Raw genomic sequence first — 24097 nt, 5'->3', positions numbered from 1 at the left:
CGGTCAGGTCTAATTTTTAATACAGATATAAAAAAGTTTATTATATTTAAAATGTAATATTCACATTTATTTAAAATAAAATGAAGATAAAAAATACAATTGCTCTGGCAATAGGCGTTGTTTTAGCATCAGTTGCTACGAATGCACAAACAACAACTTTCAAAAAAGACGAATTCAAACAATGGGCACAAACGCCTCCAATGGGTTGGAATAGCTGGGATTGCTACGGTTCTACAGTAGAAGAACACGAAGTAAAAGCCAACGCCGATTATATGGTAAAAAACCTGAAAAAATTTGGTTGGGAATATGTGGTCGTAGACATTAGATGGTTTGTAGAAAATGACAAAGCAGGAGGATACAATCAAACAGATCCGCGTTATGTAATCGATCAATACGGAAGATATTTGCCGGCTTTAAATCGTTTTCCATCTGCAAAAGACGGACAAGGATTTAAACCTTTGGCTGATTACATCCATAAAAAAGGATTAAAATTCGGGATTCATATTATGCGCGGAATTCCTAAAAAAGCCGTTGAAGACAAATTGCCAATAAAAGGTACAAACGGAATTACGGCCGATCAGATTTATTCGACAGCATTGCAATGCGAATGGTTAAAAGACAATTATACCGTTGTTGCAGACAAACCCGGAGCACAGGAATATTACGATTCGTTATTTGAATTGTATGCACAATGGGGTGTAGATTTTATTAAAATTGATGATTTATCAAGACCTTATCACGAAGGAGAAATTAACTTAATTAGAAATGCAATCGATAAATGCGGACGTAAAATTGTATTGAGCACTTCGCCTGGAGAAACACCAATCGAAGCCGCACCGCACGTAACCACTCACGCGAATATGTGGAGAATGGTAGATGATGTTTGGGATACATGGCCACACATTACACACTTAATGAAAGTAAGCGAAAAATGGTATCCGTACATTGCGCCGGGAACATGGCCAGATTGTGATATGATTCCGCTTGGACGTATTTCTTTAAGAGGAGAACGTGGCGAAGACAGAATGTCGCGATTGACAAAAGACGAACAATATACCTTAATTACTTTCTTCAATATTTTTAAATCGCCGTTGTTTTTTGGTGGGGATTTACCAAGTAATGATGCCTTTACATTATCATTATTAACGAATAAAGAAGTGGTAAAGATGCATAACGAAAGTACTGATGTAAAACAACTTTTCCAGAAAGACGGTAAAATCGCGGTAACCTCAAAAAATCCGAAAGACGGAAGTGTTTATTTGGCATTGTTTAATATTTCTGATACAGCAACAGAAACGATTTCAGTAGATTTATCAGATCTTGGAATTTCAGGTTCGGCTCAGGCGACTAATTTATGGACAGGCGAGAAATCAGCCGTTTCATCAACAGCAATTTCATCAACTTTAAAACCGCATAGTTCAGTTTTGTATCAATTAAAAGCAAAAAAATAATGAGAAAAACACATTTTAGTCTTGTATTATTTTTAATGTTATTTTCTTTTTTACAAGCCCAGAATACTCCAAAAGGAACTCCGCCAGTAATTGCCGATAAAGATTTAACCGCTTATTTGTTTGTGTACTTTACAGGAAATTCCGTTGAAGAAGAAGCTGTGCGATATGCGATAAGTGCAGATGGTTATCATTATTACCATTTAAATAATAACAAACCTGTGATCGATAGTAAAACGATTAGTTCAACCGGAGGAGTTCGTGATCCCCATATTTTACGTGGCGATGATGGCAAAACATTTTATATGGTTTTGACGGATATGACTTCGTCTAAAGGCTGGGACAGTAATCGCGCCATGATTTTATTGAAAAGTACCGATTTGGTAAAATGGGAAAGCAACGTAGTAAACATTCAAACTACTTTTCCGGGAAATGAAAACCTGAAACGTGTTTGGGCACCGCAAACTATTTATGATGCTAAAGCAGGAAAATATTTAGTGTACTTTAGTTTGCAATATGCAGGAGGTCCGGATAAAATTTATTACGCTTACGCGAATAAGGATTTCACGGCTCTTGAAAGCGCTCCAAAATTATTGTTTGTACCAAAATCAGAGCGCGCTTGTATTGACGGCGACATTATAGAAAAAGATGGTGTTTATCATCTTTTCTATAAAACCGAAGGAGGAAAAGCAGGCATAAAAGTGGCGACAACAACAGATTTAACTTCAGGGAAATGGGTAGAAAACGACAATTATTTGCAACAAACCCAGGATGGAGTAGAAGGCTCAAGCGTTTTCAAACTCAACAATTCTGATGATTATATCCTGATGTATGATGTTTACACCAAAGGAAAATATCAGTTTACTAAAACCAAAGATTTAGAACATTTTACGGTAATCGATAATGATATTTCGATGGATTTTAATCCGCGTCACGGAACTATTTTGCCTATTACGCGTTCTGAATTAAAGAGATTAATTTCAAAATGGGGAATGCCTGAAAAATTTCCGAAAATAAATAATAATCCCGTTCTAGAAGGTTATTATGCTGATCCTGAGATTTTATATTCAAATAAAACTAAGAAATATTACATCTATCCAACAAGTGACGGATTCGATGGATGGTCAGGTAATTATTTTAAAACCTTTTCATCAGATAATTTAATTGACTGGAAAGACGAAGGTATTATTGTAGATCTTAGAAAAGATGTAAGCTGGGCCAACAGAAATGCCTGGGCACCTTGTATTGTAGAGAAAAAGATCAAAGGAAAATACCAGTATTTCTATTATTTCACGGCGGCTCAAAAAGTAGGTGTTGCTTCATCAGACAATCCAACAGGACCTTTTAAAGATAGCGGAAAAGCTTTAGTCAGCACAAGGCCGGAAGGTGTAAAAGACGGACAGGAAATTGATCCTGATGTTTTTACAGATCCTAAAACGGGCAAAAGTTATTTGTATTGGGGCAACGGATATATGGCTGTAGCCGAATTGAATGCCGATATGATTTCGCTTAAAAAAGGAACTACTAAAATTATTCAGGTAGACAACACTTACAGAGAAGGAACTTATGTAATGTACCGAAACGGACAGTACTATTTCTTGTGGAGTGAAGACGATACGAGAAGCCCAAATTATAAAGTGAGATACGGAGTGGCTAAGTCGCCATTAGGACCAATAGAAATCCCGAAAAACAATATCGTCATACAAGGAAATCCGGCCGAGGGAATTTATGCAACAGGACATAATTCGGTTTTGCAAATTCCAAATAAAGACGAATGGTACATTGTTTACCACCGATTTTCATATCCAACAGGAATAAAAATGGGAGATGCGGGCGGTTTTCATCGTGAAGTTTGCATCGACAAGCTAGAGTTTAATCAGGATGGGACTATTAAACAGGTACTGCCAACTCATTTGGGCATAAAGTCAATAAAATAATTTTACATATTAATTTTGGTCAGTAAGGACTATTTCTTTCGATAGAAATAGTCCTTATTTTTTTTATATCCGCTTCAAAAACAGGTAGGATAAGAAAAAGTTTTTATAAACTAAATAGTAGCCCAAGAGTAGCTAATTCGAAGTAAAAATTTACAATTTAGATTTAATTACAACTTTTAGTTATATTCTATAAGAGGGTTTGTAAGAAAAAAAAACGAGATAATGCGTAATATTGCGGAGAAGAATATTGTTTTAAAATAATTATACTAAATCGTTTTTTTAAACTGTTTCCCGTAATTCTTTACTACAATAAATACATGTTTTTTTTAAATAATCCCCCAAATTATTATGTTCTTTACCCTTACTCATGACCAAGTTCAATTCCAATATGGATCTAATCGATGGCAGTACAGCTATAATGAGATTGTAGAACTTGGCTTACTCAAAAAAAAGAAGACTTACCTTCTTGAAAATTGCGCTTTTATTGCAGTAACAGCTTTGGCTTATTATTGCATGGTTTTCTCTAATTTATCTGAGTTGTATTACATAGGACCTACCTTATTAGTCTATACAATTCTTATTATTTTGAGATTTCACAATGACATCGAATTCGAATATTATGTCATTGTGAGAGATATTTATAAAAAAGAAACCAAGGTAAAAATCGATGGTTTAGATCGTTCTGTAATAGGAAAACAGATTGATCATTTTTTAAATCTCAATTTCAACCGATTATTACAGAAAACAAAAAAGAACCAATAAAACTAAAACAATGATAATATCAGGAATTTCCCTTTACGATTTAGTTTTAATGGCAGCGGCTATCCTATATGGTTTCTTTATTACAACTAAAAAAAAATGAACACACACTATTACATTAACCTACTATTGTGGTAGTATGAAATTAAACCTTAAAGTATAGCTGTAATACTAAAAGTTTAATAACGGTCAGTTTTAGCTATACAAAATACCCCCAATAAAATTATGACCACTTCGATAAAAAATAAAATAAAAAGCATTAGAGAATTAAAAAATTATACCCAGGAATATATGGCGGATCAACTAGGAGTTACACAGGCAGGTTATAGCAAAATTGAAAAAGGAAAAACCATTCTTTCCTATGTAAAATTGGTCGAAATCGCCCGTATTCTCGAAGTTAGCGTAGAAGATGTTATTAGCTTTGACAGTCAGAGATATTTTAACAATGTCAATAAAGTTAGAGGCAATAACAACGGAAGTATTCAGATTAACTCAGATAATAGTGCTGCTCTTAAAGGGTTGTACGAAGATAAAATAAAGCTTCTGGAGAAATTATTACTTAAAACAGAAGAAGAACTATGCCGTTACAAAGATCGTTTCGGACAAATTTGAAGGACCTGTAACTATCGCTTTACTATATCAATTTATTTTACCAAAGGGTGTATGAAATTTTCAGACACCCTTTTTTATTTTTTCAAACTTTAAAAAAATCACTAAAAGTGGGTATTGTGTATTCTATAAAACCAATATAATTTGGTGGGAATATTTTTTTAAGAAATGAAATCAAAAATAAGCCTAATGCTTTTCGTATTGCTAATCTGTAGTTGCACTACCAATACTTTTTCCGGTTATGTCTACGATTATGATACAGAACATCCCATTAAAAACGTACAAATAGACAGCAACGGAAATCAAACTGAAACAGACAGTTCAGGGTATTTTAGCATACAGGTAAAACCCAATAAAATCTGTAAAATAGTATTAAGAAAAGAAGGTTACGCCACAAAAATAGTCGACCGAAAACCGGATTCTCTTGGCGTATTTTCAAAAAAGAACCTTAGGAATGTAAGGATTTATTTGTTCGACAAGGATAGCGATCTTTCTCATTAAAAGAGAAAGTTCTGAAGTTTGAAAAGCCTAAGTATAGTCATAAAAAAAACGGGGTCGCATAACCCCGTTTTTTCTATTTTTATAAAATTTTATTATACTGTTTGATCGTCTGTAGTTGCGTCAGGAGCATTTGTTTTTACTGATGCAATTCCGTTATCTCTCGCACTTGTACTTTCATACATTTCGCTTGATCCAATAATCTGACCATTGCTGGCTTTCAGATTAAAATACGGTTTTCCGCTTTTCGATTCCAGCTTATCAAATTTAGAATCATCCTTAGAGTTTGTTTTTACAGATTCAATTCCGTTTAAACAAGCTGCTTTTGTAGTATAACCTTCGCTGGTTAAAATAGTCTGGCCATTACCTGCTTTTAAATTAAATTGGAATTCACCATTGGTTCTTTTAGTAATTACAAATTTTCCCATGTAGTTTTATTTTAGTTAAATATTATTTATTTGCTTTAGATAAAAATACAAAACTTGATCATATAAATCATACAAATACAAAAAATAATCATTGATTAACAGAAAATTAAAAGTCCTTGTGATTCATAATTTCAAAGTAAAATTTTATTAAAAAGAATTGCCTTAAAGGTTCTCTTTGTTGATTTCTGTCTTTACAAATTAATAGTATACAACATAATTAAATACAGGAAAAATCTTATATTTACTTTTTTTTAAACTATAATGTCATGAAAAAGTTAGTATTGTTGTTAGTTGTTACCTTTCTGTCACTGTCCTGTAATTCGAATAAAAAAGAAGAAAACATTCAGGGACCATTAGAAAACGTTGATAATGAAAGTACAGAAAGTGTAGTGGGACAGGTAATGGTATATGAAGGTGTATTGCCTTGCGCAGATTGTGAAGGAATCGAAACAATCTTGAAAATTTATCAGGGTGATGGCACAATAGAAGGCCATACATTCGAATTAACAAGCATTTATAAAGGCAAAGAACCTAATAATAAATTCGTAGTAACAGGAAATTACAATCTCGAAAGAGGATTAGAAAAAGATCCCGACGGAACAATTTATATCCTTAATTATGATAAGCCAGAAGCAAATCAGGTATTTTATGGCTATTCATCAAAAGATCCGGATACTATATATTTGCTCAATAATAAGCGCGAAAGAATAAAATCTAAGTTGAAGTATTTTTTAACGTTAAATGAATAAAAATATCTTTTTTAGCTATAAAAAAAGAGTTAAAGGTTTGCTGTAAACACTTTAACTCTTTTTGTTTTTTTATTAATTCCCCAGTCTAAAATCGGTAACACTTTTTTGATCCAGTGTAATCTCTTCAAAAATACTTTGTGTTCCTTTATCGACCGGACATTGTGTACTAATTCCCATCCAGATTGTTTTAGGATAATTGTTTTTGTACAAACGAACCATTTGCCAGTTTTTTTTATCCAAAGAATAATAGCTGGCCACCGTACGGGTATCAGATGATATTTTCATATAAATCGTTGGATTTTTAACAACATCATGATTGTTATCGTCCGAAGTTCCAATCGTGCGCACCGTTACCACACGATGATTGCCGCGCTCGTCCTGTTCAAAACAAAACTTTTGATAGAAGTTATCATTCACATAAATATATAAAACACCCGCATTGTACAATCCTTTCTCTGTAAACTCAGGCGTTACTTTGGCTATTAAAGTAAAAGGCTTAGTATTATCGACTTTCGAAAGCAGGATAGGAGCAGTATTGTTGGACAATTCACCATTAGGATCTGAAAAATAATCTTTCTTTTCGCCTGCGCGGAAAATTACTTTGCCATTCGCATCGGCTTTCGCCAAAGTATCAGCGCCATTAATAGATTTTGTAAAATGAATAGTAGGAAGTTTAATATCGCAGGGACTACCGTTTACAAAGGCAGAATCGATTTTTTTGTTGTTTGTTGAAGTTGCTTCTGATACTTCTTTTGAGTTATTGTTTCCGCAAGCCGATAACAAAGTCAATCCGGATAAAATGCAGAAAACATAAAATTTTGATTTCATAAAGTGCTTTTTTTTAAATAGAAAATTATATTTTAGTTCATCAAAAATACCATTGCTTACCAGAAGCCACAATACGTAAAATTAACCATTTTTAATTCCGTTTATGTCAAATGTATCCGTCGAGAATCAATTATCAGCCACTTTATTAGAACAAACATTTTCGATAGAAGAATGCAATGATATAGAAACATTCAAAAAATTAGTAGCAGGTTATGTAAGCCTTGATCAGTGCGTGGCGGTTTTATCCGATTTTCAGGCCGATTGCAGTTATATCTATGCCGGTAATTTCGGAAAAGTATTTGGTTTACCAGCAGAAAACTCCGTAATCGATTCTGCTTTCGAAGAATGTATTTTCACGAAAATCCATCCTGACGATTTAGTCGAGCGCCACATTTTAGAACTCAACTACTTTCAATATCTAAAAACATTACCTTATCAGGTCAGTCATAAATACAGTACTTCAAGCCGCATTCGGACTCAAAATACATTAGAGAATTGTGCTTATATCAATCACAGGACTATTTATCTTAAAAGCTTTAGTAACGGGAGCGTCTGGCTCGCATTATGTCTTTACGCACCATCAGCAGATATTCAGCCCCGATTAGGCATCGACGGAAAAATTGTAAATATCGAAACCGGAGAGATTATCGCAACCGAAGAATACAAACATTACCAGCAAAACCTGCTTTCAAAACGAGAACTCGAAATCCTGACATTGGTAGCAAAAGGAAGTAATAGTGCTCAAATTGCCAGTCAGCTGAATATTTCAGTTTACACCGTACGTCGCCACAGACAAAACATAATCGAAAAAATGAAAGTAGCCAATACCACCGAAGCGGTAAAAACGGCTATGGTAATGGGAATTATTTCTATTTAAGGTCAAGATTAAAAATATTTTTTTTGAGTTAATACTTTAGAACCTTTAAATCTCCGGCAAAAAAATAATTCTCTATTTTTGTTTAGCAGGATTTATTAATATGAAAGAAATAAGCGAGATTCTAAAAGCACATTCCCAGGCCAAAGCTGCAGGAAAAAAGACAGCACTTGCCACCGTGGTAAAGGTCGAAGGTTCTTCGTACCGTCAGCCGGGAGCACGTATGCTCGTTACCGAAGATGGTTTGCTTACAGGAGCCATAAGCGGAGGCTGTTTAGAAGGCGATGCCCTGCGAAAAGCCCTTCTTTCAATCCATCAGCAACAAAACAAACTCATTACTTATAATACAAGTAATGAAGATGATAGCGAAGTAGGTTTGCAATTGGGATGCAACGGAATTGTACATATCCTTTTTGAATACATCGATGATGAGGTGGTGAATAATCCTATCCAACTTTTGCAGCAATTAGAACTGCAACGTAAAGATGCTGTCGTAGCAACCGTTTTTTCATTAAAAAGACAAGCCACTCAAACAGGAACCGTATTGTTTTACAGAGAAAACGAAACACCCATCTACGGTAATAATACTTTACCTGATATTCTCGAAGATGCAAAAGAAGCGTTGAGTACCAAGACAACTTTAGTAAAAAAGCTTCTGGATGAACACGAGAATGAGGTTTTGGCAGATTATATCAATCCTCCCGTTTCTCTTATTATTGTTGGAGCAGGAAATGACGTTCAGCCATTGGTAAAAATGGCTTCTTTATTAGGTTGGGAAATTACCATTGGCGAAGGCCGCGCCACTCATGCCACAAAAAAGAGATTTCCCGAAGCCAAACAGGTACTTGTTGTAAAACCGGAACAATTATTAGAAAATATAATAATCGATGAACAGACTTACTTTGTCCTGATCACGCACAATTATAAATACGATCTGGCAGTTTTAAAACTTCTCGCAAATACCAATTGTAACTATATTGGAATTTTAGGCCCCAAAACAAAATTCAATCGTATGCTTGATGATCTGAATAATGAAGGAATACAATTGACAAATGAAAAACTAAATAACATTTATGGTCCAATAGGACTTGATTTGGGAGCAGAAACATCTGAAGAAATTGCATTATCAATTGTGGCCGAAATTAAAGCAGTGATGAGCGGCAAGCAGGGGATTTCATTAAAATATAAAACAGAAAAAATACATAGTACAACCAATACATCTTGCTTAATATGAATGCAATAACAGGAATTGTTGTTTTAGCAGCAGGAAGTTCTTCAAGATTAGGACAACCCAAACAATTGCTTTCGTATAAAAATACCTCACTTTTAAAAAATACCATTTCACAAGCTTCTCAAGTAGCAAATACTACAATAATTGTTGTTACAGGATCCAATCACGAATTGATCGAAAAAGAAATTACCAATCCCGAAATAAAAACAATCCATAATCCTGATTGGGAGTTGGGAATGTCCTCTTCTATAACAAAAGGTTTTAAAGAATTGTTACGCTTATATCCCGACATTCAAAAAATCATTTTTACCGTTTGTGATCAGCCCTTTATTACCAATATTGTCTTTGAGAATTTAATAAACGAACATCAAAAAACAGAAAAAGGAATTATAGCCTCTGCATATTCAGGAACCCTAGGAACTCCGGTACTTTTCTATAAAAAATATTTCAACGAATTGCTGGAACTAAAAGGGCAGGAAGGTGCAAAGAAAATCATCAATAAATTTTTAGATGATACGACTGCAATTCCTTTCGAAAATGGAGCTATCGATATTGATACTATGGAGGATTATAATAGGCTTATTTTTTGAGGAGGTTCAAAGAGGCAAAGGGACATAGGTTCAGAGGGAAAAGGAATTTCTTCGTAGTAAAAAATATGTCGCTCCGCTGGAGCTTTTTTTCAATTGTCGAATTATTAGCTATAAATATTACGCTCCGCAGGAGCTTCTTAAAAAAAGAAACTTTGCGACTTCGCGACTTTGCGAGAAACCATTAACCATAAAAAGCTTAGTGCCTTAGTGTCTTCGTGGCAAAAAAAAACTATAATCTTAGTTGTCGTACCAAATCAGAAACCCTATCAATTGTAAGTAAAATTTCTTCCTCAGTTGTAAATTTCCCTAAACTAAAACGAATCGAACTCAAGGCATTTTCATCAGATAATCCCAAGGCTTTTAATACATGCGAAGGTTCAGAAGTAACGGCAGAACATGACGAACCATTAGAAACCGAAATATGTTGCAAAGCCAGAATCAAACTTTCCGAATTTACTCCTGGAAAGCAAATATTCGATGTATTGTATAGGCGGTTTTCTATGTTTCCATTTACAAAAGATCCTTCAATTTCTAATAAAGATTTTTCAAGACGATTTCTAAGTGTTTTTATTCTCTTATGATCTGTTTCCATTTCAGCTTTGGCAATTTCACAAGCTTTTCCAAGTCCAATAATTGCAGGAACATTTAGCGTTCCGCTGCGTAATTTTCGTTGTTGCCCTCCGCCATGTAGTTGAGGTGCTAATTTTATTTTCGCTTTCGCGGAAAGATATAAAGCGCCTATACCTTTGGGGCCGTAAAATTTATGTGCCGAAAGAGCGAGAAGATCAATTCCCAGCTTTTCTACATCAACAGCTATTTTCCCGATAGCCTGAGTAGCATCACACATAAAATAGGCATTTTTAGCGTGTACTATTTCTGCTATTGCCTGAATATCCTGAATCACGCCAATTTCATTATTTACCATCATTACAATAACCATTAAAGTCTCATCTGTAATAGATTCATTTAGAAGATCAATATCCAAAATACCTTCAGAATCAACAGGTAGGTAAGTAACTTTAAAGCCGATACTTTCCATATATTGGCAGGTATCGAGAGCCGCTCTATGTTCTGTACGAACAGTTACGATATGTTTTTTGCTTTGATTAACAAGCCCTTTTACAGCCAGATTTATTGATTCGGTTGCGCCAGAAGTAAAAATAATTTCCTCCGGAGTTGCTCCAATCAGGTCGGCAGTTTGCCATGCAGCATTTTCGACAGCTTCATTTATCGTTAGTCCTGCCAAATGACTGCTGCTAGCATTGGCATAAGAATCAGTAAAATAAGGAAGCATAACCTTAAGCACACGTTCATTAAGTAGAGTAGTAGCGTTATTATCGAGGTAAATATTGAGCTGTTGGGACATTTTTTAATTCTTAACAAAGTAAAAATACAACTTAGTAATTTAATCTGATTTTTTAATGATTCTAAATTGTGTTTAAAACAGTGTTTATGTGAATTTTGTAATTTTTTATCACATAGGATTCTTAAATTTGTTAGGAGTAACATTAGATTTTACTAATTTCAAAAACAGTATGCATGGCTGCCAAAAGAACAATTAAAAACAAAGCGGTAGAAGAAGAATCTGGTTCTTCGAGACGTGATTTTATAAAAAAATCTGGTTTATTTACTGCGCTTGCTTTGACTCCGCCTTCATTGGTGATGGCTTCTGATAATAAATGGGATGAAAAAATTGCAGAATATTTAGAGACCGTTCCGTTATCGCTTGAAGTAAATGGCGTAAAACACAATCTAAATATAGAGCCCAGAACCACGCTGCTGGATTTATTAAGAGAACAATTGTTGCTCACCGGAACTAAAAAAGGCTGCGATCACGGACAATGCGGTGCTTGTACTGTTCATGTTAATGGCACCAGAATACTTTCTTGCTTATCCTTGGCATCCATGCAGCAAAATGCTCAGGTAACCACTATCGAGGGACTTTCAAAAGGAAAAAAACTACATCCCATGCAGGAAGCTTTCATTAAAAATGATGGTTTTCAATGTGGCTATTGTACACCCGGACAAATTATGTCAGGTATTGCCTGTATCAAAGAAGGTCACGCCAATAGCAGAGATGAAATTAGGGAATATATGAGCGGTAATATCTGCAGATGTGGGGCTTATCATAATATCGTCGATGCCATTACAGAAGTTAAGGAAGGAGGGATGCCATTATGAAAAACTTTCAGATCATAAGAACACTATCATCAAAATCTGCAGTAACTACTCTTGCTAAAGAAAGTTCAGCCATGTTTATTGCCGGCGGAACCAATCTTGTCGATTTGATGAAAAAGAATGTTGTCGCTCCGGATAAACTTATTGATATCAATGGACTCGATTTAAAACAAATAGAATTCCTGACAGGAAAAGTTTCAATAGGTGCTTTAACCAAAAACAGTCAGGTTGCCGAAGATAAAATAATACAGGAAAAATATCCTTTACTGGCATTAGCACTTGCTGCTGGTGCATCCCAGCAAATTAGACATATGGCGAGTGTAGGTGGAAATATGTTACAACGTACACGTTGTTCGTATTTTTATAATACTGATATGCCCTGCAATAAACGCAATCCTAAAAGTGGCTGTGGAGCTATTGGCGGATCGAATAGAATGCATGCTATTTTTGGCGCTTCAGACAGTTGTATTGCAGTACATCCAAGTGATATGTGTGTAGCACTTGCTGCTTTAGATGCTACCGTTTTTGTTGAAGGCCCAAAAGGTAAAAGAGAAATTAAATTTACTGATTTTCATAGACTTCCAGGTAACATGCCCGAAAAAGATAATACACTTGAAAATAAAGAGATCATTACTTCAGTTGAAATTCCAAATAATAATTTTTCAAAGCACAGTCATTATCTAAAAGTGCGCGACAGAACCAGTTATGCCTTTGCATTAATATCTGTAGCAGTTGGTTTGGATATTCAAAATAATACAATTAAAGATGCAAGGCTTGCAATGGGAGGCGTAGCGCATAAACCATGGCGACTTACAGAGGCAGAAGAATTTTTGAAAGGAAAAACAGTTTCTGAAACTACATTCAGGCAGGCAGCTGATTTAGCCATGCATGGTGCAAGAAGTTACGGTGATAATGATTTTAAATTAACACTGGGGCCAAATGCAATTACAGAAGCATTAACGATAGCAGCATCTAAATAATTTGAATTATGAGCAAGACAAGTAATATAAATAGAGTTGACGGATTTGCTAAAGTTACAGGCTCAGCAACGTATTCAGCCGAATATAAAACGCCGGGTGTTGCCTATGCATGTCTGGTAGGAAGTACAATTGCGAAAGGAAGAATTAAAAGTATTGACACTAAAAAAGCCGAATGGGCGCCGGGAGTTTTAGCTGTTATCACACATCTTAATGTAGATAAGCCGGCCGGATATCAAAAAGCAAAAGACAAACATAATTTTGGACAACCGCTTCAGGTTTTCAAAGATGATACTATACTTTATTATGATCAGCCCATTGCGCTTGTAATAGCAGATACTTTCGAGCGTATGCAATATGCGGCGAGTCTTATTAAAGCCCAATATTTAAAAGAAGATCATTCAACAGATCTTAATAAAGCCAAAGATAAAGAAAAGAAAAAAGAGGGAGATAAAGGAAATGATTATCACCGTGGTGTTGAGGATGGATATAAAAATGCAGAAGTAATTCTTGAAGAAGAATATACCATACCAACCGAGGTTCATAACCCAATGGAACTGGCTAATATTATTGCCAAATGGGAAGGAAATAAACCCACACTTTATACTAAAAGCCAGGGGGTAGAAGGAACCCGAAAAAGCGTTGGCGAGGTATTCGGGATTCCTGCCGCAGATGTTGCAGTAAATTCAGAATATTTAGGAGGTGCTTTCGGGATGGGACTACATACGTGGCCTTATGAAATTGCAGCTCTTATTGGTGCTAAAAAATTAAATCGTCCGGTAAAATTAGTTTTGCACAGAGAACAAATGTTTACCAATGTAGGTTTTAGACCTTATACGATTCAAAAAATGGGACTTGGTGCAACGAAAGAAGGCAAACTCACCGGATTAACACATGAAGCCGTGGCTATGACTTCGAGTTATGAGGATTTTATGGAAGGAACTGTAAACATGTCCCGATTTATTTATGATTGTGCCAATGTTTCGACACGTTACAGAATTGTTCCTTTAGATACTTGTACACCAATCTGGATGCGTGGCCCGGGAGAAGCAACAGGTTCTTTTGCATTAGAAAGCGCGATGGACGAATTGGCCCATAAACTAAACATGGATCCAATTGAATTTCGTAAACTAAATTATGCCGAAAAAGATCTGGAACAAAACAAGCCCTGGAGCAGCAAATATCTTTTAGAATGTTACGAGGGTGGAATGGAACGCATTGGCTGGAAAAACCGTAAAAACAAACCCGGATCTGTTCGTGAAGGCGAATGGCTTGTAGGTTACGGAATGGGAACCGGAACTTTTGGCTGCTATAGAAGTCCTACTTCTGTAAAAGCAAAATTTTTAACCAATGGTACTTTAGTTTTGCAATGCAGCGTAAACGATATGGGGCCAGGAACAGCAACCATGATGACCGCAATTGGCGCCGATGTAACCGGAGTTTCGACTGAAAATATTATTATCGAAATGGGAAAAAGCGGTCTTGCAAAAGGACCAACCCAAGGAGGTTCGGCAACTACATCTTCTGTAGGATCAGCCGTAAACGACTCTTGCCAGTTGTTAGTAACAAAAGCTATTGAACTGGCGAGTAAAACAGATGCATTAAAAAATATACCAATTGCTGATTTGGCTTTTATAAATGGTTCAGTAACCTCAAAAAAAGACAGTTCGAAAAGTATTTCTTTAGTTGAAGTATTGAATGCTAATAAACTAGAAGAGCTAGCAATAGAAAATCAATCTAAGGCTACAGAAGAGGCAAAAAAATATTCGATTTATTCTTTCTCAGTGCACTTTGTAAAAGTCTTAATTAATCCAAATCTTGGAAAAATCAGACTCGCACATGTGGTTTCCTGTGCAGATATCGGAACCGTAATCAACCAAAAGACTTCGGCAGGACAAATGTTCGGTGGAGCAGTTGGAGGAATCGGAATGGGATTGATGGAATCTCTTGAAATCGATCACAGATTTGGGCGTCCAATTAACAATAATTTTGCCGATTATCATGTTCCTGTGAATGCTGATATTGAAAAGCAAGAAGTATTCTTCGTCAATAAAAAAGACCCAATCAGTAACCCAATGGGAACAAAAGGACTCGGAGAAACCGCTCTAGTAGGAATGGCTCCGGCAATCGCCAATGCCGTTTTTAACGCAACCGGAAAACGGGTACGAGATTTACCCATTACGCTGGATAAAATTATAGAAACCGTAAAGGTTTAAAACAAAAAGGGAGATATTAAAATGTTTCCCTTTTTTTATCAATTTCAAACATAGCCCGTGGTTTCAACCACGGGGACACAATCAAAAAACAATTCGTATCCAATCCCATATCCCTGTGGTTGAAACCACAGGCTATGTTATTTGAGATTTCAAGATTTTCGACCAAGTCCCAGCGAGACGAAATATTTATAGATATTATTTTATCAAATGCAAAAAAGCCCCGTAGGAGTGAAATATATGTCGCTCAGCTGGAGCTTCATTTTTAAATTATACATTTTGGTTCTATAAATATATCGCTCCTCTGGAGCTTATTTTCTAACCATTTCAAACATAGCCCGTGGTTTCAACCACGGGAATACAATCAAAAGAAAACAATCTGCATCCTATCGTTTGAACCACGGGAACGCAATCCAAAAACAATCCGTAGCCAATCCCATGTCCATGTGGTTAAAACCACAGGCTATGTTATTTGAAATTTCAAGATTTTCGACCAAGTCCCAGCGGGATGAAATATTTATAGATATTATTTTATCAAATGCAAAAAAGCCCCGTAGGGGTGAAATATATGTCGCTCCGCTGGAGCTTCGTTTTCAAATGGTAGATTTTGGTTCTATAAATATATCGCTCCGATGGAGCTTATTTTGTACCCATTTCAAACATAGCCCGTGGTTTCAACCACGGGAACTCAATCAAAAAACAATTCGTAGCGAATCCTGTGTCACTGCGGTTGAAACCACAGGCTATGTTATTTGAGATTTCAAGATTTTCGATAAAGTCCCAGCGGGACGAAATATTTATAGATATTATTTTATCGTATACAATATAGCCCCGTAGGGGTGAAATATATTTTGCTCCGCTGGAGCTTCATTTTCAAATCGTATATTTTTGGTTTCTATAAACATATCGCTCCTCTGGAGCTTATTTTGTACCAATTTCAAAGATAGCCCGTGGTTTCAACCACGGAAACACAATCAAAAGAAAACAATCTATATCCCCATCTTTTCAACCATGGGAACATAAAAAACAATCCGTATCCAATCGCACGTCCCAGTAATTAAAACCACGGGCTATGTCTATATAACACCGAAAATCATCTACAAAAAAAGGGAGACATTTTTAATGTCTCCCTTTTTTATATCAAAAAACGATTAATTATTTAACCGTAATAGGCAATTCAACTGTTGTTTTATCCCATCCAATAACCAGGTTCGCTACAGCATCTTTACTTGTAAAAGCAATTGATAAAGCTTCGATTACCTCAGATACCGGTTTTACAGGAACAGAAACTCTTACAACATCTTTGCTTTCGTCATAAGCATAACCTCCCCATAAATCAAGTTCTTTATTGATAATAATTGTCCATTTGTCTTTTTCAGGAATAGCGAAAAGGCTATAAGAACCAGCAGGAATTTTTTTACCACCAATTGTTACTGGTTTGTAAAATTTGATTTCTGTATTTTCATTAGCACCCACTCTCCAAACTTCACCAAACTTTACGATATCACCAAAAATTGTACGCCCTTTTACAGAAGGTCTTGCATAAATAACTTTTACAACAGGATTTGGATTATCTGTTTTTTTGAATTTAACTGCTTTGTTTGGGAAATAAGAAATATCAACCGGACTCGCATCAAGCGGAGCAAATTTTACCACATCTTGAGCTTGAACTGTAAAGGCAGCAAATAAAGTAACTGCCAGTAAACTTAATTTTTTCATAGGATTACAATTTTTAGAATAACTACAAAGTAAGTTAATAATGAAGAAAAATCATATAATTACAGTTTGTTTTTTGTTAATGAATTGGTAACAGTTCTTAATTTTATTATTCTTTTTTCTTTTTAGCATACCAATCCTGCATGATATAAAAAGCTTTCTTCTTTTCGCCGTCATTAGAAATTAAACCCTTGCGGTTGTAACCATCCTGAATTCCCGGAAGCAATCGTTTTGGCGATCTGAAATCAACCAGAATCCAAGGGCTTAAACCACTAAGATGAGGTATTTTTTCGATCATCTTTAAATTCTGAATGTATAAGTATTCCTGATATTCCTCTGTCCAGCGTTCGTTCTTTTCTCCGTGAAAACCAGCTTTAGCATCACCACCAAATTCAGAAACAATTACAGGTTTGTTATAAGGCGTGTCCCAAAATGTTTTTTCGGCATTTTCAAGATTACCGCCATACCAGCCCAGATATTGGTTAAAGGCAATAATATCAAGCGATTTACCAATTTCATCGTCGATCATTCCAACACCTTTTACATTATGCGTTAGCAAAGCCGCACTAATTAATCTTGTATTATCTAATGTTTTTGTGTGTGCTACTAAATCTTTAATAAAATTATTTCTCGCGTCAGAAACAGGAGTTTCATTGGCCATCGACCAAATAATAATACTAGCTCTGTTTTTATCCCTTGTAATCGCTGCTGTTAATTGATCTTGTGCATTTTGATATGTATTTTTATTGGTAAATTCAACCGTCCAGTAAACCGGAATCTCTTCCCAAACCATCAATCCCATTTTATCAGCCGTTCTTACCATATTTTCGTTATGCGGATAATGTGCCAGACGAACATAATTACAACCCAATTCTTTTGCCCAGTGTAGCAAACGCAAAGCATCCTCTTCAGAATTTGCACGTCCACCTTTTGCATTTTCCTCATGAATAGAGATTCCGCGTAAAAAGATTTGTTTTCCGTTTAATAAGATTTTGTCACCCTGAGTTTCAATCGTTCTAAAACCAATATTATCTTTTAGTTTTTGTCCGTTAAACTCAATCGTTACATCATATAATTTTGGATTTTCAGGAGACCAATACGAGATCTTTTTAGCCGGAATTTCAAAATTTACAATTCCGTCAGCACCAACTTTTCCTTTATAATTAACCTTTAATTCAGGAATAGAAACCGTTACTTGATTTTGCGCCGGATTAAAATTATTGATTTTTACAAAACCGGAAATCAAAGCCGCATTTCCTTTTTTAAGCTGAATATTATAATCTTCAATAAACGATTCATTTTCTTCAATTAAAGTAACATCACGCGTGATTCCGCCATAATTCCACCAATCCGTATTAACAGTCGGAACATCTTCTTTATGGCGCGTATTATCAACTTTTACAACCAGATAATTACCTTTTGGTTTTACAATCGAAGTTACTTCATAATTAAAAGGCGTAAAACCACCCTCATGAGTACCTAGTTTTTTTCCGTTCAAATAAACATCAGCCTTATAATTTATAGCTCCAAAATAAACAAAAAGGCGTTTTTTATTCTTCAAATCATAGTCAAAAGATTTCTTGAACCACACATTTCCTTCATAATATTTAAGTTCCGGAACCTGCGAATTCCAATCTCCCGGAATAGTAATTTGTGCCGATTTATCAAAATCATATTCTACCAATTCCTGCTTGTTTGCAGCATGATAGTTATTAAAAAAAGCACCATTTGATGGTTTTGCCTGTTTGTCGTACTGATCAAGGTGAAAACTATAAAAACCTGTTTGATAAGGATCTATAATATAGTTCCAGACACCGTTTAGAGAAGTTGTATTTCGATTAGGAACATTTGAAATTAAATTTTGTGCCTGCCCGATAAAAGCAGTTGTTAATAGTAATAAGGTAATTAGTTTTTTCATTCTTGTTTTTATTTTATCATTTTATATTTTTAATAGCCCGTTATTTTTTTCCAGATACAGCAGTTAATTCCTGTATGCTTATGTCTGAAAAGCGTATCGTTTCATCTTTCATATCAGCAATATCTTTTAAACTGCGATAAATTCCCCATTTAGGTCTGATAAAAGAATTAGCGGCATAATTGGTTCCGTTTTTTGAAGTGTAAGCCATTCGAATCGTTTGAATATTAGGATTACTGTAATCCATTAAAACAGTTCCGTCACTTACTTTTTTGATCGTTATGGCATAAGTTCCCTGCAAACCTATTTTTATGGTTTCTGTAGCCTCGACCCAGATTCCTTCAAACAAAGACATATCCGGGTTTTGGTATTTTGTCGTTCCGCTTGCAGCATCTTTTACATAAATAAGTTCTAATTTATTGGCACCATTAGGCATTTTTCTTAAAGTCAAAGTAAATAACGGATTAGATTCATCGCCATTTACCGCTTTAATTTGGTGAATGTGCGTAAAGTTTTTAGTAGGTTTAAAACCAACAGGCACTTTAAAACGCCATTTGTATTGTACCGTTTCGCCCGTAGTTCCTTTTAAGTTATCAGGAGAAGCCTCAAATGTTTTTATTTCCACCCGTTGCCTGTCCGTCTTGCCTTTAACAGGCTCATTATCCGGAGGAGTGTTGCTCACATGCAGATTAAATTCAAAAACGAATTTATTTAAATCTTTATCAAAAACTTCAGTAATATGACGCCCAAAGCTCGGATGAATCGCATCTGGAGCTTCCACAGCCGCGTTTGCCGTTCCCGGAGCCAATGCATTTGTAATTAATTCATAAGTTCCCATTCCGCCTGGACCATCAGCGTTTAAGGTTACTTGTGCATGGCCTGCAAAACTTGTCAATATTAAAGCGATTCCGTAAAAGTTTATATTTTTCATAATCTATAATCTTTGTTACTACTCATGTTTGTCATTTAGAGTGCTAATTATAAAACAGATTTTTTTCAGGAGCTGATCCCGCTATTCGTTTCAATCTTTTGTGCCGAACACCGGCACAAAAGGATTTCCACTTCTATCGGAGCTAGGAGAATCGTTTTCAGAAGATGTTTCACATATAGTTTGTCATCCTGAGGAACGAAGGATCACACTAGAAACTCCGTTATCTAAATTGCCAATCTTTGTCGAGCTACGTATGTGATCCTTCGTTCTTCAGGATGACAAAAATCTGCTTAATCTGCAAGATCTGCGAGAAACAAAACCTTCGGGTTCCTTGCGTAAACCCTGGCGAACTTTGCGGTTAAGCAGTTAAACCTAATTAACTAAAACCTTCAAATATTCCCCTTTAAAACTCTGATTCAAAGCCGTCATTTCAATCGGAGCGCCTGATCCATCTGGAACAACTTCAATAGAAGCCTTTCCGTTTGCCATTTTTATCGATTCACTTCCTGTTGGAGTTCCTTGATTTTTCATGGTTTTTCCGCCTTTTAGACACTGAAAATAAACACTTTCTTCATAATCTAAACAACGCAAATTGTTATTATCAATTGCAATTGCAGTTACTAAATAATTCCCATTTTTTAATTTTTCCGATGACAATTGTAAAGAAGTTGCAGTATCATTTTTATTGAAACGATAGTTTACTTTTATCGTATCCGAAACTTTTTTTCCGTCTTTTGTTTCTCCAACAGCAATCAGAATATTTTCTCCTTTTTGGAAATTCACATCCCAAGTTAAGCCATTTGCAGGATAAAGCGAAAGGTTTCTTTGCTTTTGTCCTAACGATTTTCCCTGATGAAATAAAGTCACCTTTTCGCAATTGCTAAAAACGCTCAAAGTTCTCGGCGTATTTTCAGGACCCTGACGTTCCGTCCAGGTATGCGATTCGATATACGTAAAAGGTTCATCGCTCCAGTAACTTTTAAAAACATAATACGCATCTTTTGGATTTCCGTTACGATCTACCAATCCTTTCTGATTCATGTACGGAATATCATCTTCCGGACGTAACGGCGTTGCAAAATCCTTAAATGCCCATTGAACATTACCCACGAACGTTGGATCATTCTCGGATATATGCAAATGCCAGTCAAATAAATCAACGATATAATTCTCACTCCAATCGCCAATTTGCGCAATATTCGCCACTTTGGTTTGTACAATTGCTTCTTCCCAACCTTCAGACTTTATAACATTTTCGCCTGTAATCGGGTTTTCGCTATGACGCCCTACGTGACTGTCTCCGCCATATTCGGCGTGAATAAAATGTTTGTATTCTTTTTTATAAACGTCAATTGCTTTTTGGTAGTTTTTATAACTTCCGGAATACCATCCCGACCAGATAGAAGGAGAGAAGACATCTACAATTTGAGAACCTTCGTAATACTTTCTAATAGCCGTTTTTCGGCTTGGATCCATTTTATGGGAAATGTCGTTAAGTTCCGTCAGGAATGTATTGGTTCTTTCGGTATTATCTCCGTCAGGAAAATCAGGAAGCCAATTCATTTCATTTCCAAGTGACCAAATAATGATACTTGGATGATTGTAATTTTGATTAATGATTTCGGCCAGCATATTTTTAGTATTCGTTTGCCAAAGTTCGCCGCCAATTCCGCCACGACACCAAGGCAATTCATCCCAAACCAATAAACCCAATTCATCACAAGCTTTGTAAATTTCAGGATCTTGCGGATAATGTGCCAAACGAACAAAATTTGCGCCCATTTTTTTGATAGATTCCATATCAGCGCGATGTTGTTCGTTGCTCATTGCTGCGCCAACTCCGGCTTGTTCTTCATGACGATGCGTACCGCGAATCAATAAACGTTTTCCGTTAAGATAAAACGGACCGTGATCTTTAAATTCAAACCATCTAAAACCTACTTTTTCGTTTACGCTGTCTCTTATTTGATTTTTCTCCAATAAAAAAGCCGTTACTTTATATAAGTTGGGTTTCTGAGTATCCCACAATTCAGGATTTTTCAGGTTTTCGAATGTAATTGTAGTCGTGTTATTAGAAACCGGAATCGTTTTGCTGGTAACTTTTTTTCCTTTAGGATTTTTAAGAACTACAGTTAACGATAAATCTTTGGTATTATCCGGATTTACGGTCGCAGCCACAATATTTAAAGAAGCTTTTTTAGCCGAAACTTCGGGAGTTGTAATCTTTAAATTCCCGATATGATTTTTATATTTAGACAATAACCAAACATCGCGGGTTATTCCGCCATAAATAAAGAAATCACTTTTTTGAGACGGAATAACTTCGATATCATAACTGTTATCAACGCGTACAAAAATATCGTTGTTTCCTTCTTTGATAAAATTTGTAATATCAATCGTAAAACCAATGTATCCGCCAATATGTCCTCCGGCTTCTTTACTGTTTACATATACTTTTGTCGTTACATTCGATCCTTCAAAATACAAATAATAACGTTTGTTTGAGTCTATTTGCGAGATGTTAAGCTTTTTTTGATACCAGCTTGCATCACGTCTGTAACCCGGATTAAGATCTGTTGCATCTTCGGCATTCCAGGTATGGGGTAAATTTATTGTAGTCCAGTTTGTTGCTTTTTGTGCTTCGCTTAGACTTGGCGTATGATTTTCAAGATACTGCCAGTTTTCATTGATATTCATTTTTGTCTGAGCAAAACTGCTGCTCAGACAAATTTGAAAAAAAACAAAAAGTGCAAAAATAGAAAATGTATTATTTTGATAATTCTTCATGTGTGTATAGGTTCAGAGGTTCAGAGGTACAAAGGCCCAAAGATTTCAAGGTTCTTAAGTTCAAAGGCAAAAAACCTTTGTTGCTTTGTTACTTTGCCACTTTTCTTAAAAGAGCTTCCAGAAAATAATAGTCGGCATAGATTATAGGTTCGTCGATTTCGTCGTGTTTTGGCCAGTTTCCGGTACTGTGATCAAATATAAATGGGGCGTTTATTTTTGGATCTAAAATGTATTTATCCGAATGCAAACTCGCGATTATTTTTTCGGCGAAAGCCAAATAACTTTTGTTTTTAGTATAATCATAAAGCTCATACAAAGCAGAAGCCATAACGGTTGCAGCAGAAACATCACGCGCTGAATTTGGAATCGCAGGATCTCTAAAATCCCAATACGGAATCCCGTCTTCCGGCAGGTTTTTATCGTTCATGAAAAACTTTGCCGTTGCTTCGGCTTGTTTTAGGTAAGCAGGATCTTTGGTATAGCGGTACGACATCGTAAATCCGTAAACTGCCCAGCCTTGTCCGCGTGCCCAAACCGAATCATCATTATATCCCTGAAGCGTAGTTTTCTTTCTAACAGCTCCTGTTGCAGGATTGTAATCAATAACATGGTAGCAGCTATTATCTTCTCTAAATTGATTTTTAAGTGTTGTATTGGCGTGTTGAATCGCGATATCCTGATACTTTTTATTACCGGATAGTTTTGTGGCTTCAAAAAGCAATTCGAGATTCATCATGTTATCGATGATTACAGGATAATCCCAAATTTCCTTATTAAAATCCCAAGAACGGATTGCGCCCACTTTTGCATCAAAACGAGTACATAAAGTTTCAGCTCCTTTAATAATTACGTCTTTGTATTCTTGTTTATTTGCTACTTTTAGAGCTTCGCCGTAACTGCAATATACTTTGAAACCAACATCATGAGAGTTTCTGTTTACGCTTTCTTTTTTGCTGAAAGGCGTCCATTTTTCAGCTTGTTTTTTATAAGCTTCATTTCCTGTAAGACGGTACAATTGCCAAAGATTTCCGGCAAAGAATCCGCTTGTCCAGTCTCTTGATGGTACTTTTTTAATTTCATTGGTTTTGATGTTCATACTTCTGGGCATCGACATAGAATCAACCGGATAATCCAGTAACATTTTGTATCGGGTTTCCAGAAAGTTTTCTGCTGTTGCAGAGGTACTTTTTGTTGTAGAATTAATCCCGGATTTGCACGATTGTGCCAGCAGTGCAAACCCAAGGATTAAAGCAAAAAAACTAATTTTACTCATATTTATTATTGTTTTATTTAATTAAAAATTGAGAATTAAAAATTAAAAATTGGCAGTCCTTTTGTCATTATACATTTAAAATGGGCATTAAAAATTAAACAGATAGCCATTATCATAATTGCGATTTCGAAGATTTTTAATTTTTAATTCTAAATT

20 protein-coding genes are annotated in these 24097 nt (G+C 35.6%); 12 read left to right on the top strand and 8 right to left on the bottom strand.

Annotated elements, in window-relative coordinates:
• Window positions 1-80: 80 nt before the first annotated feature.
• The 5 genes from L0669_RS18740 (at window position 81) to L0669_RS18720 (ending at window position 5254) form a co-directional block, all read left to right on the top strand.
• A complete protein-coding gene (locus L0669_RS18740) occupies window positions 81-1451 on the top strand; it encodes a glycoside hydrolase family 27 protein (RefSeq protein WP_263759345.1) in 1371 nt (456 codons plus the stop codon).
• A complete protein-coding gene (locus tag L0669_RS18735) occupies window positions 1451-3385 on the top strand; it encodes a glycoside hydrolase family 43 protein (protein ID WP_263759344.1) in 1935 nt (644 codons plus the stop codon). The genes L0669_RS18740 and L0669_RS18735 overlap by 1 nt, the downstream gene beginning before the upstream one ends.
• Window positions 3386-3733: 348 nt before the next feature.
• Window positions 3734-4147, top strand: coding sequence for a hypothetical protein (locus tag L0669_RS18730; protein ID WP_263759343.1), 414 nt, complete (start codon window positions 3734-3736; stop codon window positions 4145-4147).
• Window positions 4148-4369: 222 nt separating this feature from the next.
• On the top strand, window positions 4370-4756 hold the full coding sequence (locus L0669_RS18725; protein WP_173970091.1) for a helix-turn-helix transcriptional regulator: 387 nt from the start codon (window positions 4370-4372) through the stop codon (window positions 4754-4756).
• A 165-nt stretch (window positions 4757-4921) separates the two neighbouring features.
• Window positions 4922-5254, top strand: a complete 333-nt coding sequence (locus L0669_RS18720) for a carboxypeptidase-like regulatory domain-containing protein (protein WP_263759342.1) — start codon at window positions 4922-4924, stop codon at window positions 5252-5254.
• Window positions 5255-5346: 92 nt separating this feature from the next.
• On the opposite strand, the gene L0669_RS18715 is transcribed toward L0669_RS18720, so the two are convergent.
• The gene (locus L0669_RS18715; RefSeq protein WP_263759340.1) at window positions 5347-5679 is read right to left on the bottom strand and encodes a YegP family protein; all 333 of its coding nucleotides are present in this window, start codon (window positions 5677-5679) and stop codon (window positions 5347-5349) included.
• A 266-nt stretch (window positions 5680-5945) separates the two neighbouring features.
• Here L0669_RS18715 and L0669_RS18710 point away from each other — a divergent pair, with 266 nt between their 5' ends.
• The gene (locus L0669_RS18710) at window positions 5946-6428 is read left to right on the top strand and encodes a copper resistance protein NlpE (protein ID WP_263759338.1); all 483 of its coding nucleotides are present in this window, start codon (window positions 5946-5948) and stop codon (window positions 6426-6428) included.
• A 72-nt stretch (window positions 6429-6500) separates the two neighbouring features.
• Here L0669_RS18710 and L0669_RS18705 read toward each other — a convergent pair whose 3' ends face one another.
• Window positions 6501-7256, bottom strand: coding sequence for a DUF1349 domain-containing protein (locus L0669_RS18705; protein ID WP_173970095.1), 756 nt, complete (start codon window positions 7254-7256; stop codon window positions 6501-6503).
• A 103-nt stretch (window positions 7257-7359) separates the two neighbouring features.
• On the opposite strand from L0669_RS18705, the gene L0669_RS18700 reads away from it, so the two are divergent.
• From L0669_RS18700 to L0669_RS18690, 3 genes are all read left to right on the top strand, one after another.
• A complete protein-coding gene (locus L0669_RS18700; protein WP_263759335.1) occupies window positions 7360-8133 on the top strand; it encodes a response regulator transcription factor in 774 nt (257 codons plus the stop codon).
• Between the two features lie 100 nt (window positions 8134-8233).
• Window positions 8234-9364: an XdhC family protein gene (locus L0669_RS18695; protein WP_263759333.1), complete on the top strand. Its 1131-nt coding sequence runs from the start codon at window positions 8234-8236 to the stop codon at window positions 9362-9364.
• Window positions 9361-9951 carry a nucleotidyltransferase family protein gene (locus L0669_RS18690; protein WP_263759331.1) on the top strand — a complete coding sequence of 197 codons (591 nt, stop codon included), beginning with the start codon at window positions 9361-9363 and terminating at the stop codon, window positions 9949-9951. Before L0669_RS18695 ends, L0669_RS18690 begins: the two co-directional genes overlap by 4 nt.
• Before the next feature lie 229 nt (window positions 9952-10180).
• Here the strand turns inward: L0669_RS18690 and L0669_RS18685 are convergent, their stop codons facing one another.
• Entirely contained in the window at window positions 10181-11317 is a 1137-nt protein-coding gene (locus L0669_RS18685; RefSeq protein ID WP_263759330.1) for a cysteine desulfurase family protein, read from the bottom strand.
• Window positions 11318-11490: 173 nt separating this feature from the next.
• On the opposite strand from L0669_RS18685, the gene L0669_RS18680 reads away from it, so the two are divergent.
• From L0669_RS18680 to L0669_RS18670, 3 genes are read left to right on the top strand one after another with little or no spacing between them, the layout of a single operon-like run.
• A complete protein-coding gene (locus L0669_RS18680; protein WP_263759329.1) occupies window positions 11491-12132 on the top strand; it encodes a (2Fe-2S)-binding protein in 642 nt (213 codons plus the stop codon).
• Window positions 12129-13109, top strand: coding sequence for an FAD binding domain-containing protein (locus tag L0669_RS18675; RefSeq protein WP_263759328.1), 981 nt, complete (start codon window positions 12129-12131; stop codon window positions 13107-13109). Before L0669_RS18680 ends, L0669_RS18675 begins: the two co-directional genes overlap by 4 nt.
• An 8-nt stretch (window positions 13110-13117) precedes the next feature.
• Entirely contained in the window at window positions 13118-15322 is a 2205-nt protein-coding gene (locus L0669_RS18670) for a xanthine dehydrogenase family protein molybdopterin-binding subunit (RefSeq protein WP_263759327.1), read from the top strand.
• Window positions 15323-16474: 1152 nt separating this feature from the next.
• Here L0669_RS18670 and L0669_RS18665 read toward each other — a convergent pair.
• The 5 genes from L0669_RS18665 to L0669_RS18645 form a co-directional block, all read right to left on the bottom strand.
• A complete protein-coding gene (locus L0669_RS18665; RefSeq protein WP_263759326.1) occupies window positions 16475-17038 on the bottom strand; it encodes a DUF2911 domain-containing protein in 564 nt (187 codons plus the stop codon).
• Between the two features lie 106 nt (window positions 17039-17144).
• Window positions 17145-18953: a glycoside hydrolase family 2 protein gene (locus L0669_RS18660; RefSeq protein WP_263759325.1), complete on the bottom strand. Its 1809-nt coding sequence runs from the start codon at window positions 18951-18953 to the stop codon at window positions 17145-17147.
• A gap of 40 nt (window positions 18954-18993) precedes the next feature.
• Window positions 18994-19881, bottom strand: coding sequence for a fibronectin type III (locus L0669_RS18655; protein WP_263759324.1), 888 nt, complete (start codon window positions 19879-19881; stop codon window positions 18994-18996).
• A gap of 372 nt (window positions 19882-20253) precedes the next feature.
• Window positions 20254-22668, bottom strand: coding sequence for a glycoside hydrolase family 2 protein (locus tag L0669_RS18650; RefSeq protein WP_263759323.1), 2415 nt, complete (start codon window positions 22666-22668; stop codon window positions 20254-20256).
• A gap of 88 nt (window positions 22669-22756) precedes the next feature.
• A complete protein-coding gene (locus L0669_RS18645; protein ID WP_263759322.1) occupies window positions 22757-23941 on the bottom strand; it encodes a glycoside hydrolase family 88 protein in 1185 nt (394 codons plus the stop codon).
• Between the last annotated feature and the right edge of the window lie 156 nt (window positions 23942-24097).

The sequence above is a fragment of the Flavobacterium bizetiae genome (genome assembly GCF_024271895.1).
GTDB classification, from domain to species: domain Bacteria; phylum Bacteroidota; class Bacteroidia; order Flavobacteriales; family Flavobacteriaceae; genus Flavobacterium; species Flavobacterium bizetiae.
This window is presented reverse-complemented; position numbering and strand designations above follow the sequence as displayed.